Below are 14,694 nucleotides of genomic sequence, written 5' to 3' on the forward strand. Positions count from 1 at the left end.
ATAGTCGGGCTAAAATTTAGTTAATGAATATTTTCGTATACGAAAAGAGGAACGATTATGCCTGGATCAATTCAAATCGGCGCCATGAATTCATCTGATCAAAAAAATGCAACTGCTCCAGAAAACGCGGCCCAAAATTTCGGAGAGACCGCGAAAAAAATTCGCCTCAGCAAGGGTCTTAAATTAGCGGAGGTGGCAGATGAACAGCTTTCGGCGGCCGCACTGTCCAAATTTGAGAATGGCAAGGCCGACTTAACGCTGAAAAAATTTGCTCATTTATTAGACCGTCTTTGGACCACACCCGAAGAATTCACCTATCGTTATTTAACCCCGACGGATCAATTCGACATGAATGGCTACCCCAGCATGGCAAAGCTGTTGATGCGCTGGATCGACATCGGCAACGGCGTGACTCTATCTGCCAGCGGCGGCAAAAGTGAGCAAGTCAATCATGCCTTTCAAGCCTATATCGACGCAGCCCGCCACAACGCAGAAAATTCAGATGATCAAATCGTTCAATTTAGCCTGCCGTTCTGGCAGATGATGCGCCAATTTGTTTTAGACATTCAAGACGGCCACTTCGCGTTACCCCAGCCACAATATACGCAAGCACTCATCAAATACCTGTATCAATTAGACGACTGGAACGAATTTGATCTCTATTTATTCACCGGTTTTTCTGTCGGAATGACTGATGAAGAGTCCTTGAATTTATTTAAGTTGGTGCAGGCGCGTGGTCAGAAATATCTGGGCTTTCGTTCCGAGCGCGATCTATTATTCCGCATGATCGAGAACCAATTCAATATCGAAATGGGCCGCCAAAATTACGAGCTAGCCAAATACTACTTATCGATTTATCACGAACATTTACAAGCCAGTCTCAATTCCGAACATAACATTTCTTACTTATTTGATCGGGGTTGGTTGCGACTCAGAACCGGCTTAGAAGAAGACGGCGAGCGGGATTGCCAACAAGTTTTAACCGTCGTGCGCTTCTTAGAATTGGCCGATTTAGAAAAGAATTTCAAAGATCGCCTCGAATTCATCCACGCCCATACCGCCGATCACGATTGGGAAACGGTCGGCGTTTTTATCAACTAAGGTTTACCGTGTGCTTTTAATTGAACTGAGTCCTCACCATTGGGTATAATTCAGGCGGAAACCTAATTCGACTACTTTTGAAAAATTCTAAGGAGCCTGTCTATGCCTAAATACAGCACGCTAAAAGAATTCCTCGATGCAATTCCGGATGTGGAACACGCCGCTAAACTCGCCGGATTGATCGACTGGACACTGACCGAATTTCCCAACTTAAAATTACGAATGGCCTGGAACCAGCCGATGCTAACTGACCACGGCACATTTATTATCAGTTACAGCGTGGCCAAGCCGCACATTGCCGTGGCCGTCGAAGATAAGGCGCTCACGAAATTCTTGCCGGCGATCAACGCCACCGGTTACAAAAACACCAAAAAACTCTTCCAGATCCCTTGGACAGCCGAGATCGACTATGATTTATTACGTAAACTAGTCCAATTCAACATCGATGATAAACAAGACGTTGAAACTTTCTGGGGTTAACTAAGGAGGCGGCGCGCGTGACAAACACTCGTCTTTATCGCATGAAATTTGCGGATATTTATCCCCTTTACGTCCAAAAAGTCGAACGCAAAGATCATACCGTGGCCGAATTGAACCAAGTGATCGAATGGTTGACCGGTTTCAATGAGGAGGCACTCCAAGCACAGATCGATTCTGGCAACGATTTAGAAACGTTTTTTTCCGAAGCGACCCTCAACGTAAACGCCCCACTGATCACCGGTGTTATTTGTGGCGTCCGCGTCGAAAACATTACCGAACCCTTAATGCAACAAATTCGTTATCTAGATAAACTCGTCGACGAAGTAGCGAAGGGCAAGCAAATGGCGAAGATATTAAGATAGCCATATATTAATATGGATTAGTTTTGATTGCTAGAGCCCTGAACAAACTCGACAACTATCTGAATAATCAAAAAACCTTTTGAGTTAGCGTAATGCTAGCTTAAAAGGTTTTTTTGAATTGAACATTATTTAAAATCAATGCCGTAATTATTCTGCGATTTCTACAGAAGTCATTACAACCTCTTCTTTGGGTTTGTCTTGCGAATTGCGAGGCAGTTTACTGATTGCCTTCACAACATCCATACCCTCGATCACTTGACCGAAGACGGAGTGACGATGGTCTAGCCAAGGTGTCCCGCCATTTTTGTAATCCGCAATAATTTCTTCTGGATAACCGGCAGCTTGCATCTGACCGATCATTTGTGCGGGCACATTTTCATTAGTCACAATGAAAAATTGACTCCCATTTGTATTGGGACCGGCATTAGCCATCGACAGTGCACCATTCAAATTAAATAATTGATCGGAGAATTCATCGGCAAACTCGCCACCGAAACTACTTTCACCACCGGCACCAGTTCCAGTAGGATCGCCACCTTGAATCATGAAATCAGGAATGACCCGGTGGAAAACAACACCATTGTAATAGCCTTTGTTTGCCAAAGCAACAAAGTTCTCAACAGTTTTGGGCGCTTGTTCTGGGAATAAACGGATCTTAATATCACCATGGTTGGTCTTGATTGTCGCCGTAGGACCGGCAGTTGTTGCTGCAACTAATTGTGGAAATGTCATTGAAGTACCTCCTCGTATTTTCTTAATCATTCTACCAGAAAAAAGGAGTCAATGATATTCGGACCGATTGCTGTTTTCGGATCGTCAAATAAATTCGATCCGCAAACGCCGATGAGCCGCGAGTGCAATATCCTGCAACAACTTCATAGAAGCGTTCATTGAACCACTTTCAATTCGAGCAACGGTTGACTGTGGTTTGCCCACTAATTCCGCAAACTGGCGCTGAGACAAGTCAAGTTGCTCACGCAAACCGCGAACGGCCACTGCCGCATCCAACCGCTGACTATCTTGCTTCACCGCTGTCGCAAATTCCAGATCTGTTTGACTACGATCTGCAATATATTGATCAATCCAAGTCATCGTGATTCCTCCTGTTCAGAGATAATACGTTTCATCTACCTCGATGATATCTGATTTACGATCAAAAATCTATCATATGATTTTTAATTGCGAAATCTGCACTCCTTTCCCTAAACTAATAGCTTAAGCAATCAATAATTCAATCGTTCCTTCCGCTCAACAGCGGCCAACAGCTCGTTAATAAAATTCGACTACGATCCACCCAATCGAGTTCACCTTGCTGACAATACCAACTCACTTGTCGACGAAGCGGCGTCGTCCAACTCAAATAAAGTGGCGGAAGCCGACTAGGTAACCACAACTCTTGAGGCAAACTCTGTAAAGAAAACCCACGTTCATAACAACTCGTCTGCAAAGACAACCAATTCGATTGCTGAAAATTTAACTGCTGCGCTAAAAAATAGCTAGGATCAAACGACAAGCATACTTTGGGAAACACCGTCAAATTACTCGTACCACGATAACTAATCTGCAAAAACTGAGCCAATTGTAAATCGTCAACTTGAAAAGTCACCTCAGTTTTTGGCGGTTGAAAGGCGAGCTGCCTAAATAACCGAACCACCGCTCGATCCGGTAACCAGAATGCCAAATAATAGCCCCATTCTTCACCATAACAAATAAACTTCAACGCATTTTTCTTGGGCCGATATTGATCCGTCGTCAAATAAGTCTCGCCCAACAACCAAATGTCTTTGATTTGCAATCGCTGATAAGAAACGTGACGCTCCGCCAATTCAGTCGTCGATATATTCGCGCACTGAAATTCAAGCGCAATCGTTTGCCGCTCGGTCAACCACAACACATCCGCGCGCCGTTCATCGATACCAAGCGTCACCTCGGATTCAACGACCCCTTTTTCACGTTGAAGAATCGTTTGAAGTTGCTGCTTACCCCGCCGATGCAACTCGCTCTCTGTTTGTCTGAACGGAATTTTCTGCAGATGCCGAAAATAAGGTCGATTCCCAGCAACCGATTCGATCAACTGCACAGACTTCTGACACCGAGGACATAAATAAGCATCCCCAGAAATCGCCTGACTCGCATAAACCAACTGATTCTCAAGATTAAGTGCCGCATACAATTTAATCACCTAATAATAGATACGCAATCCACCCAACTTCCCCCGAAAAAAAGCAAAAAAAATAACACATCCAAAAAAGCAATGTGTCATCCATTCATCGTCTTCAATCAAGCACCGGGTCTCCCCACAAGCGCCTAGGCAGAAGGAGTCTTTAGCCACCCAGCACTAACGCTACAAACAGAATGAGCCGATAGCCCGAATTCACAACAACATCCCTACCAAGCTACAAGAAATAATGACGAGTCAATTCCAGCGCAGTTTGATCCATAATTTTTTCACCGTACTCACTCAGAACTTCCGCGGTCACATTCGTCTTGCTACCATATTCGTTAGCAATCGTGATCGCGTCATCAGGACTCATTTCCCGCATCTCATCGGTGAAAAGTACGAGTTGGACAAAATAAGCACCCTTATAACGATATAAGTTAGAAATCCCAGCCTCTAACCGCAAAGCGTCGGCCAACTGCACCATCGCTTCAAAATCAGGTAACTGCAGCACAACATCACGCACATCAACATCTTTATCATTCAAATAACGACTTAAATCATCTTCGTCACTATCATCGACGTCTGTTCCTTGCAAAATTTTCTGCAAGTCGTTGAGCTGATGCTGATTTTTGGCGGCACTTTTGGCACGTTTCATGACTGCATTCGTCAAAGATTCTTTGTCCGTCGTTTCATCGTCGTCTAACCGACTAATTATTAATTCTAGTCCTTTTTTACTAGGCATCACCTGAAAAGTCACTGCATCATTGTCCGCGAAGACATGGTCAGCATCGACTTCTTCCAGAATACTGTAGAAAAACTTCTCGATTTGTTGATGATTGCCGAGCAGATCTAACATGGTCACGCCGCGCGCTTCCAGATCATCACTACCTAAGACAACCCGAATCGTATTCTCATCGACTCGTTCCATTTCCATCAGGTCCACCTCATTTCTTCAGACCAATTCAGCCGACGTCAAATACGCCGACTTTCTCTTCTTGAGTATACTACATCAACCGGTTAAAAAAAACAAAGAATTGAGGTTCCTTATGGCGTTGATCGTACACGTTTAGACCAGTTATAAAAACAATCTACCTGCGGTCGAAAGTGCTGGGGCATGCAGTACGTTGGCTTGTGGGACCGCTCTCCGCTTTTCCAAGTGCAGGAAAAGCTCCGAGCTTCGATTTGAGCTTTTGCATAAACCGCAAAATCTCGAATCGATCCACCATGTAAGGCGGGCAAAAACATCCCGCCAACATGGTTATCACTACCACGACTGCCTGCCCCAGCACTTTCGACCTAAACGTATTTGATTTGGCGTAGGATTTGAATAGATGGGTTCCTGGAAGTTTGATTATCAAGGTAGCCTTTGCTCTGAATAACTAAAGAAGAAAAGTGATGAATTTCAAATTTAGGTATATTACGACACGACAAATTTTAAAATTGGCGCCGATTGGGCTGAAAAAGCTAACAGCGTAGTGTTTTAGAGGAGAGATTGCGCCTATTTTTAAATTTGTCGTGTACCTAGATTACCAATTTTCATTTTACGCGTTTAAAAAATATTGATTGAAATAGAAATGTAAATCAAACATTCAACGCTAACTATTTTCAGCTCTCCCGAATAGACGAGGCGAAATTTGTGGTGGGAACTGGGACTGCAGTGGCAATTTTGTTAATGAGCGAACCTTGCGAATTTACAAAATGGGAAAATGTGAGATCCTGCGGTTTTCAGGAGCTCACATTTTAGGCGGAAGAATTTCCGTACCTTGGAAATCCTGCAGCCGTCCCCACAGCAGTTTCCCAGTTCCCACCACAAATTTCGCCGGAACCACACAAACTAAACCCAATCGGAGATTGAATTTTTCAAGACGCTGATAGAATTTGCAGCCTTCTCCATCAAATCACACATTTTAAAAAGCGACAAAAAAAGACCGAGGTTCACCTCAGTCTTTTCATCTATACATTATTTATTAAAATCCAGCCATCAATTGTGCTTGTTGCAATTCTAATGCACGAACCTCACGTGGTAAGAAGCGACGGATCTCATCTTCATTGTAACCAACTTGAAGACGCTTCTCGTCCATAATGATCGGACGACGCAATAATCCAGGATTCTTCTCAACTAAATTGAGTAATGCATCCATCGTCAAATCATCGATCTTAATTCCTAATTCTTGGAATACCTTTGAACGAGTTGAAATAATTTCCTCGGTGCCGTCCTCAGTCATACGTAAGATTTGTTTGATTTCATCTTTCGTTAAAGGATCAGAAAAAATATTTCTTTCTTTAAAAGGTATATCGTGATCCTTTAACCATGCACGCGCTTTGCGGCAAGATGTGCAACTTGGAGATGTATATAAATTTACCATAACATTCGCTCCTTCACCAACAAATCTATAAACGTTGATTAGATTCGCTCTAATCAATTCACAATTATATTATATCGTTTTTTTGAACGAATTTCTACCCATTTTCAAAAGAAATTTCATCAAAAAATGAAATAATCAGTCTAAAGTCGTAGAACAAACATTGATTTAACAGTTTTTTTAATGACGACCGTTATTTTAAAGTGTACTCAGAGTCTTTGATGAATTCATTATCATTATAATAATTTTTTTCAACGTCTTTATGACTTTTTTGTGAAGTTGATGAAGCTTAAAACGCGGTGGCAAAAGGATTTACTTACTTTTTAACAGTGAATATTAAAAATCAAATTTCGATCGTTAATCCAGTTTTCGCTAATAAAATTGGTATACCTGTCACATTTTGAGTTGCTTCTGCCAGCAATTGTTGGTGATTGATCTGTTGCGGCAAATGACTGAGTAATAATTGTTTGACTTTTGCTTGAGTAGCCAAGTGACCCGACTGTTCAGCTGTCATGTGCCACATCTTGCCGGTTTTAGTATGATCGAAGTTGGTGTCCGTGATCAATAAATCGGCATCTTGCGCAAATTCGGCAAGTTCTGGGAAGTAGCGCGTGTCCGCCGTGAAAGCCAAAATCTTGCCGTTCTGATCGGTGATCCGCATTGCAAACGTGGGAACAGGATGAATCGTTCGCTGAAAAGTAATTTGGAAGGGGCCTAATTTTAAAGTGCCCTCTGGATCGTATCCTTGCCCTATTGTGGCGTTTGGCCAAGTGAGACTGGCAAAGTACAAGGGATCTTCTGTATTGCCGTAAATCGGCAATACAGGCTGTTTACGAGCACCTTGGCGTAATTGCCAATAATATTGCAGCACACCCACATCCGCAATATGATCTTGATGATAATGAGTAAGAATAGTGGAATCCAGTTGCAAGGGATCTAAATATTGTTGGAGCACTTTTAACACGCCACTCCCACAATCAAGTAATAAATGATAATCACCATCTTCTAGCAAGAATCCAGTTGTCCCTGCAGTCGCGGTCGGATAACCGCCATAATAGCCTAACACTGTAATTTTCATTTGATTGAAACACTCCTTTTCTATTAGTTGTCATTCGTACTCAATTGACTACTCCCACGGCTTTTTTATTTAACATGTTGTTCTGAAGGCTTGAGCTGTTCGATGATCCGTCGATAACGGCGTATGGTGAAAATATGGAAACAACCATAGATCACAAAAGTCACGGCGGTCAGAATATAAAGTAACCCTAATTGTAAATGATCGAGATTACCGCCGACCACATGCATGATCAGCAACCCGTTGATGATGCCAAAAATAACCGGCAACAAATAAACGAACCGGTGATAATCGACAATGAACCGATTCAAATCAGGTTGGCTGATCCCCATTTTTTTCATCGTCAAATATTCGTAACGATCTGCCTGTGCTTCCGTTAATTGACGAAGCGAAAAGATACTTGCCCAGGCAAACGTGGTCAAAATCCCTAGCGTTCCCACAACGAACACGGCGATGCCTAAAGACCGATTGATCAAAGTTTGAACGGGACCACGGACATAATAAGTATTACTAAGATAATCGGCGCGCGTATCTTGAGACTGGCCTTGGAAAATCGTCATTTTGACATCGCTAAGCTTTTTAGCATCATGATAGATCAACTGGCGCATGGCTTGGTCCTTGAATGATTCTTCGTCTAGTTTGCTCAAGGTTTTGCCAGCGGGTTGGATGTTCTTCACCTGATAAGCAATTAACTCGCGGCTGTTCACACTGTCGATCTTTTTGAAAACCGAATTGCTGACCACGAGTAAATTGTCGAAGAACAAATAACCGCCCAGTGGATATGAACGGGAAAGCACCGTGATCTGCAGCTTAGGCAGTTGTGGTTGCGCCAATTCGATTTGGTTCTGCTTCAAGTCTTGCTCCGAAACGTGTTGGAGATAGAAATCACGGGAAATATACATTGCCTGCGTTCGCTGCAAATTCAGCGGCGGCAAGTTTTTTTGATACCGTTGCGCCTTTTGATAATCTGCTAACGAGATGATTTCTAACGGAATCGTATTGCTCGTCATGATCTCACGATGTTTAGGCCCTTGTAATTGCGCCGCAGAAATCTTGATTGAAAAATGGGTCAGGGCTTTCCCACTCCCACCGGCATCGTCGATTTCTTGCAAAACTTTCGCTTGATGTTGGCGATCCGTCACCAAATCGATCGGCACTTCTTCTTGCAGTGAACGGGTCTCGAAGGCATAAATCGCCGCTGCAGACCCCAACATGACGATCGAAGCGGTCACGAATAAGGTGGTCAAGCTCAATGATTGATAATGCTGATGAAACTTCTGCCCAGCAACGGCGAAATCCAACAAATGGCGACGCGAAAATGCCCACGAACGATGACGCATCCATTCTAACACCGTTGGTAAAACGTTGCGGTACATCAACCAGACCCCGAGAAATAAACTCGCGCCGATAAAATACAAGGCAAACGAACTCGGTTGGTCGAGCCTCAAGTCTTCTACGGATTGAAACCAATTTAATTTAAAAACCGCCACGTAACTTGCAATTAATAAGCCGACGCCTAAACATGAAAGAAGTAGGTTCAAGGTGGGGGGTGTTTCGGCGGAACGATTCGGGCGGCCGTAAATCAGCTGCACCAATTTCAGCTGAGAAATGCGCGCCGAATCGATCAAAGCAACGATCAAGAAAATCGCCAAGAAACTCACCGCCGTCACCCACAACGCAGTCAAAGAAAACCAGCGATTGATTTCTGCATCGACTCCCATCAGTCGGAGTAAAAGCATGCCGTACAATTTACTGAATAGCATCCCCAAAATCAAGCCAGAGCCTAACTCGATTAGTTCGCCAAATAAATTTTCATATGAAAAAAGGCGGGCAATTTGTCCGCGAGATAATCCAGACAAGATCTGGACGCCAATTTCTTGATGTTGTTGCTGTAATAAAAACCGATTAGCATAGAAAATAATCAACAAACTAAAGGTCAAAATCGCGACGTATAAAACTAATAACGAAATCAACATCGGATTCGAATTCACCAGCGTCTGCAAATGTTGGTCAGTATAGGCCGTCAAGCTCGCATAAGAAACCATGACCAATAGAGAAATCGCCACAATATAAAGACTGCGGCCAGCAATATGACGGTGGAAATTTTTAAATGCGGTTTGTACGATCACGACGCACACCTCCACCAATGGCAGCTTGCATATCGATAATTTGATTGAAGAAATGCTGGCGCGAACCCGAACGCACAACTTCCGAATAGAAGGCTCCATCTTTGATGAACAGGATCCGATTACAATAACTCGCTGTAAACGCATCGTGGGTCACCATCATGATCGTGGTTTCGTCGTCTAAATTGATCGTCGCCAAATACTGCAGTAATTCCGTTGCGGACTTAGAATCCAGACTACCGGTGGGCTCATCCGCAAACAAAATTTTAGGCTTCGACATCAACGCGCGCGCCGCAGAGACACGCTGCTTCTGGCCGATCGATAATTCATCGGGATAACGTTCTAACAAGTCCCCTAATTCCAACTGCTGGCTGAAATGTGCCAGGCGCTTTTGAATTTCTGCCGTCGCAATACCCGTGAGTGTCAGTGGAAAAATAATATTCTCCCGGACAGTTAGCGCCGATAATAAATTAAAGTCCTGAAAAATAAAACCGATTTGATCGCGTCTTAAAATAGTCAACTCAGCCTCAGACAGTTGGGTAATTTCTTGGCCTGCCAAATAAACCCGTCCAGTCGTAGGTTTGTCGATAGTGGAAACAATATTTAGTAATGTGGTTTTCCCAGCACCAGAAGGTCCCATGATCCCCACGAATTCGCCGCGTTCAATTTTGAAACTTAAATTATTCAGCGCGCGCACTAATGTGGACCGCGCCCCAAACGTCTTAAAAACTTGCTGAACTTCAACCATTCTCATTACAGCACCCCCCACTCTTTAAAAATTAATTCACATCACCAACATATTTTCTAAGTGGGACCTCGTTGAAATCTAGTCGGCGTAGATCCAATAATTCGCGGGTAAAGTAAGTGCTACCTTCAGCAAGCATCAAGTTTAATTTCTCTGCCGATTGGGCCAATAAAATAACTGGCTTTGGTTTATAAGTTGGATCTTGTTGCTGCTTAAATTGATTCATGGCGTACCAATAACCGACTTCAAAGGCCGTGCCGTCATCGGATCCGTTCAGATTTGTTTCTGAATCGGCAATCACAACCAACGCATCGGCCGTCAACAAGCCATCTAGATCGTGCTGAAAAACTGCCTCTTTCCATTCTGGCGACATTAATTCTAACTGACTGATAATTGGATCGGTCACATCTTCATCTTTCGGGCTGAAAATCGCATCCACTGTCTCATTACACTCCAAAATTGCCTTCACTTGCGCAACTCGACGAGCCTCAATCCCAAACTTATCGAAAAACGGACCTGCTAAATAAACTTTAACCACAAACTTCACCTGGTTTCTTTTTTAATAAACTTCCTATTACTCTGAGCATACTATTTCATGATTAAAATACAATATCAGAACGCGAACAGTTTTGTAAATTTCGTGTAATACTTTTTCGACGGCCAGCAAGTCACTAGAATTAAGCCGTCGTAGCCACGCATCGATCCACTGAAATTTGTGTTTTCCGCTTAAAACCAGTAACATAAAATCAGAATTGAATCACGTTGTTTCAAGGAGGTTCCCTATGTTTAAGATCATGATCGTCGAAGATGACCGGACAATTGCCAAGCTAATTGCAGATAATCTTGAAAAATGGCAACTCAAAGCCTATATCGTGCAAGATTTCGACGAAGTCTTTACAGAATTTACATTACAAAAACCGGATTTAGTTTTAATGGACATCAATTTGCCGGTGTATGACGGTTTTTATTGGAATCAAAAAATCCGCGACACCTCCGAAGTTCCGATTATTTTTATCTCCTCGCGCAACACCAACATGGATATGGTGATGGCGATGAATATGGGCGCCGACGATTTCGTCAACAAGCCGTTTTCGATGGAAGTTTTGCTGGCCAAGATCAATGCCTTGTTGCGGCGTACCTATGACTATCATGAACACAGCACCGATTATCTCGAGCACAATGGTCTGAAACTTAATCTACAAAATGGCGATGCTCAAGTCGGTGATCAAGCGATCAATTTGTCGAAGAACGAATACAAGTTATTGCAATTCATGATGCATTCGCCTGGGAAAATTATTTCACGTGATCGTTTGTTGCGTGAGTTGTGGGAGGACGAGCGTTTCGTGGACGACAATACGCTGACAGTCAACGTGAATCGTCTGCGCCGCAAAATCGAAGCAGCGGGATTGAAGGATTATATCGTGACGAAAGTTGGGCAAGGGTATATTTTACCTTGATGAATTGAGTTCGAAAATATTATCTACTTCGGCGGAAGTTGCTGTAGAGAGGATAGTTAATTAAAAACTGAATTATCTTTCTAGTGCGTAAAAAGCAATCTACCTTCGGCAGAAGTTGCTCCAGAAAATAGTGGGAGTTGCTGTGGGGACGGCTGCAGGATTTCCAAAAACCGGAAATTCTTCCGCCTAAAATGTGAGCTCCGGAAAACCATCGAATCTCACATTTTCCCATTTTGTAAATTCGCAAAAATCGCTCATTAACAAAATTACCACTGCAATCCCACTATTTTCTTCCGCAACTTCTGCCTAAACTTATTTTGGTTAAGCGAGGATCTGAATAACAGGGTTCCTCAAGCTTGATGGACATTGTTGCCTTTACTCAGAATAGTTCCTCAATAAAGTTTGTGTGATAATCAAGTCCGCCTTTCGTCCTCTACAAAAAACGGTTGCGGTACAAATCAGTCGCACAGAACGAGACGTTGACTGGAGTAACCACTATAAAGCTGCCAGGATGAGTCAGAACGCGGAAGAAAAAGTTGCGCCTCGCAGTGAAATTGTTCTTGCGGGACCAACTTATTTCCTAAATGTTCTCAGATGGGTTGACTAATAATTCAGTTACCACTTAAACCCAAGTCCCGCTAGAACAAGGGTGATCTTCAAGACTTTTGTGGGCTTCAAAAGGCTTGAAGTCATCCCCACAGCGAGGCGCAACTATTTTCTGGAGCGTTCTGACGGAACCAAACAAACTCCTACCACTAGTAAACAAAGCCTTCAAGATTAACTCAACCACAAACATCCACATCGATTCAGGAGGCGCAACATGACTTTTCGCAATTTTATCCGTGATCATTTATCTCAAATTGCCTTTTGGTTCATCGGGTTATTTTTACTCAACCTACTGATCTGGCTGGAACCTTCACATCCATTATCGATCGTCAATCTCATCTACTTAGATTTATTGATGACCCTGCTGCTCGGCGTCTTCCTAGCCATCCTCTACTTCAATCGCCGACGTTGGTTTCATCAGCTCGACGAGAGAATCAAGGATCCCGACAACATTCTCAACCACCCGCTGCAAAATGCCCACGCCAACAATGAACGCCAAGTTCAAAAATATGGGGACACGCTGATCGAGACACATCGGCAAGTTCTCAACAATGTGGTGGCCGAGCAAAACGATCAGCGCGAATTCATCGATAGTTGGGTGCATGATATCAAGGTGCCACTTGCCGCGTTGCAATTGATCAGTGATGATTTAGAATTAGATATTGGTGAAGAGAAATATTATCAGCTGACCAACGAAGTCAACCGCATCAACCATTACGTGGAAGAAGTGTTATACTATTCGCGCTTAAGTAATTTTGCCAACGATTATTTAATTCAGCAATATGATCTCAAGTCGATCATTAATCCGGTGATTCGCGACAACATGAATTATTTCATTCATAAGCATATTCAGTTGGTGCAAGGCAATCTAGATTATACCGTGCTCACCGATCAGAAGTGGCTCAGTTTTATCCTGCAGCAGATTATCACCAATAGTCTGAAATACACGCCCGATTCTGGTACGATCAAGATAGACGTTAAGACAACGCCAGATGATCTGCAATTGTTGATCAGCGATTCTGGCATCGGTATTTCTGCCGCAGATTTACCCAGAATTTTTGAAAAAGGCTTCACCGGTGAAAATGGGCGGCATGCAGATACGCACGCGACTGGATTGGGCCTCTATCTTGCCCAGAAGCTCACGGAAAAGTTAGGCCATCAACTGACCGCAACTTCTGCTGTCGGCCGCGGAACCACCCTAATTATCCATTTTCCGACGTTGAGCTACTATAACAGTCCTGGTAGTAAGCAACAAATGAAACGGTAATTAATTTTAACCCGCTCGTTATTCCAATACTTATTTTAATCGAGGTTATTTTTATGACAAACGAATATATTCAGGCGTTAACAATTGCCGGTAACGATTCCGACGGCAGCGCTGGTATGCCAGCAGACATGCTTAGCTTTTTCCGCCGCGGCGTTTATGGCATGGGGCTACTGACCTCCGCGGTTTCCGGTAATTCTTACCAGATCGAAGCCGCTCAAATCATGCCCGAAGAATTCATCACCCAACAATTTAAAACGCTGGCAAAAGATTTTCACATCCGCGCAAGTAAGACCGGCATGTTGGCTAACCGAGCCGTTATTAATACAGTTGCCGACAATTATCAAAAAGTCGATTTTGGCCCCTTAGTTGTTGACCCCGTAATCATTACCAAACATGGTTCCATGTTGCTGGAGCAAGATGCTTACGAAACTTTCCGCGAGAAATTATTACCGATGGCTTTTGTTCTGACCCCGAATTTCTATGAGGCTCAGAAGTTAACGGAATTACCGCTGGAAAACGAAAAAGAAGTTGCCGACAGTGCGAAGTTGCTACAAAAACTCGGTGCCAAAAATGTGATGATCAAGGGTCGTCACGACAATGAACATCAAGATGTAGTCAGCGACTATGTTTTACTAGAAAACGGCGATAATTTTTGGCTAACTGAGCCTTATGTGCACACCGACCGCGTTAACGGTACTGGGGATTCGCTTTCCGCCGTCATCACCGCTGAAGTTGCCAAGGGGCGCGACGTTGCCACAGCCATCAAGATTGCTAAGAAATTTGTCCATCAAGCTATTGCTAATCCAATAGATGTCGGCCATAAATTCGGACCGATCAATCATTGGGCACCAACTGAAGAAGAATAACGATGTATAAAAGAACGTAAGGCTCGGCTCCTGTCAAGAGGACAATCAAATAATTAAAGTGTTTATGCACATTCTTGAACGGCAT

The 14,694-nt window shown here is 43.3% G+C and carries 15 protein-coding genes; 6 read left to right on the forward strand and 9 right to left on the reverse strand.

Translation table 11 applies throughout. The features are described 5' to 3' along the window. Positions 1–57 precede the first annotated feature (57 nt). The 3 genes from EKM67_RS00595 (at position 58) to EKM67_RS00605 (ending at position 1,943) form a co-directional block, all read left to right on the forward strand. The gene (locus tag EKM67_RS00595) at positions 58–1,101 is read left to right on the forward strand and encodes an Rgg/GadR/MutR family transcriptional regulator (RefSeq protein WP_125576215.1); all 1,044 of its coding nucleotides are present in this window, start codon (positions 58–60) and stop codon (positions 1,099–1,101) included. Between the two features lie 102 nt (positions 1,102–1,203). Beyond that, positions 1,204–1,581: an iron chaperone gene (locus tag EKM67_RS00600; protein WP_125576217.1), complete on the forward strand. Its 378-nt coding sequence runs from the start codon at positions 1,204–1,206 to the stop codon at positions 1,579–1,581. Positions 1,582–1,598: 17 nt separating this feature from the next. After that, positions 1,599–1,943 (forward strand): DUF2200 domain-containing protein, encoded by a 345-nt coding sequence (locus tag EKM67_RS00605; RefSeq protein ID WP_125576219.1) that lies wholly within the window; start codon positions 1,599–1,601, stop codon positions 1,941–1,943. A gap of 147 nt (positions 1,944–2,090) precedes the next feature. Here EKM67_RS00605 and EKM67_RS00610 read toward each other — a convergent pair whose 3' ends face one another. The 9 genes from EKM67_RS00610 to EKM67_RS00650 all read right to left on the reverse strand — a co-directional run bounded on the left by EKM67_RS00610 (position 2,091) and on the right by EKM67_RS00650 (position 10,951). Further along, a complete protein-coding gene (locus tag EKM67_RS00610; RefSeq protein ID WP_125576222.1) occupies positions 2,091–2,675 on the reverse strand; it encodes a peptidylprolyl isomerase in 585 nt (194 codons plus the stop codon). Positions 2,676–2,759: 84 nt separating this feature from the next. Continuing rightward, positions 2,760–3,035 (reverse strand): helix-turn-helix transcriptional regulator, encoded by a 276-nt coding sequence (locus EKM67_RS00615; protein ID WP_125576224.1) that lies wholly within the window; start codon positions 3,033–3,035, stop codon positions 2,760–2,762. Between the two features lie 139 nt (positions 3,036–3,174). Continuing rightward, complete coding sequence (locus EKM67_RS00620) at positions 3,175–4,116, reverse strand: competence protein CoiA (RefSeq protein ID WP_164506515.1); 942 nt, start codon at positions 4,114–4,116, stop codon at positions 3,175–3,177. Between the two features lie 223 nt (positions 4,117–4,339). Beyond that, positions 4,340–5,038, reverse strand: a complete 699-nt coding sequence (locus tag EKM67_RS00625) for an adaptor protein MecA (protein WP_125576228.1) — start codon at positions 5,036–5,038, stop codon at positions 4,340–4,342. A 1,033-nt stretch (positions 5,039–6,071) separates the two neighbouring features. Then, the gene (gene spxA, locus EKM67_RS00630) at positions 6,072–6,470 is read right to left on the reverse strand and encodes a transcriptional regulator SpxA (protein ID WP_125576230.1); all 399 of its coding nucleotides are present in this window, start codon (positions 6,468–6,470) and stop codon (positions 6,072–6,074) included. Positions 6,471–6,810: 340 nt separating this feature from the next. Beyond that, positions 6,811–7,545 (reverse strand): MBL fold metallo-hydrolase, encoded by a 735-nt coding sequence (locus EKM67_RS00635; RefSeq protein WP_125576232.1) that lies wholly within the window; start codon positions 7,543–7,545, stop codon positions 6,811–6,813. A gap of 65 nt (positions 7,546–7,610) precedes the next feature. Next, on the reverse strand, positions 7,611–9,671 hold the full coding sequence (locus tag EKM67_RS00640) for an FtsX-like permease family protein (RefSeq protein ID WP_164506516.1): 2,061 nt from the start codon (positions 9,669–9,671) through the stop codon (positions 7,611–7,613). Then, on the reverse strand, positions 9,649–10,422 hold the full coding sequence (locus EKM67_RS00645; protein WP_379894508.1) for an ABC transporter ATP-binding protein: 774 nt from the start codon (positions 10,420–10,422) through the stop codon (positions 9,649–9,651). The genes EKM67_RS00640 and EKM67_RS00645 overlap by 23 nt, the downstream gene beginning before the upstream one ends. Before the next feature lie 25 nt (positions 10,423–10,447). Next, positions 10,448–10,951, reverse strand: a complete 504-nt coding sequence (locus EKM67_RS00650; RefSeq protein ID WP_164506517.1) for a nucleoside 2-deoxyribosyltransferase — start codon at positions 10,949–10,951, stop codon at positions 10,448–10,450. A 244-nt stretch (positions 10,952–11,195) separates the two neighbouring features. Here EKM67_RS00650 and EKM67_RS00655 point away from each other — a divergent pair, with 244 nt between their 5' ends. The 3 genes from EKM67_RS00655 to thiD all read left to right on the forward strand — a co-directional run bounded on the left by EKM67_RS00655 (position 11,196) and on the right by thiD (position 14,609). Continuing rightward, a complete protein-coding gene (locus EKM67_RS00655; protein WP_125576238.1) occupies positions 11,196–11,870 on the forward strand; it encodes a response regulator transcription factor in 675 nt (224 codons plus the stop codon). An 820-nt stretch (positions 11,871–12,690) separates the two neighbouring features. Continuing rightward, positions 12,691–13,743, forward strand: coding sequence for a sensor histidine kinase (locus EKM67_RS00660; RefSeq protein WP_125576240.1), 1,053 nt, complete (start codon positions 12,691–12,693; stop codon positions 13,741–13,743). Positions 13,744–13,796: 53 nt separating this feature from the next. After that, positions 13,797–14,609: a bifunctional hydroxymethylpyrimidine kinase/phosphomethylpyrimidine kinase gene (thiD, locus tag EKM67_RS00665; protein ID WP_125576242.1), complete on the forward strand. Its 813-nt coding sequence runs from the start codon at positions 13,797–13,799 to the stop codon at positions 14,607–14,609. Positions 14,610–14,694: the final 85 nt, after the last annotated feature.

Origin of the sequence: Lapidilactobacillus mulanensis (assembly GCF_003946215.1) — a bacterium.
Taxonomy (GTDB): Bacteria; Bacillota; Bacilli; order Lactobacillales; family Lactobacillaceae; genus Lapidilactobacillus; species Lapidilactobacillus mulanensis.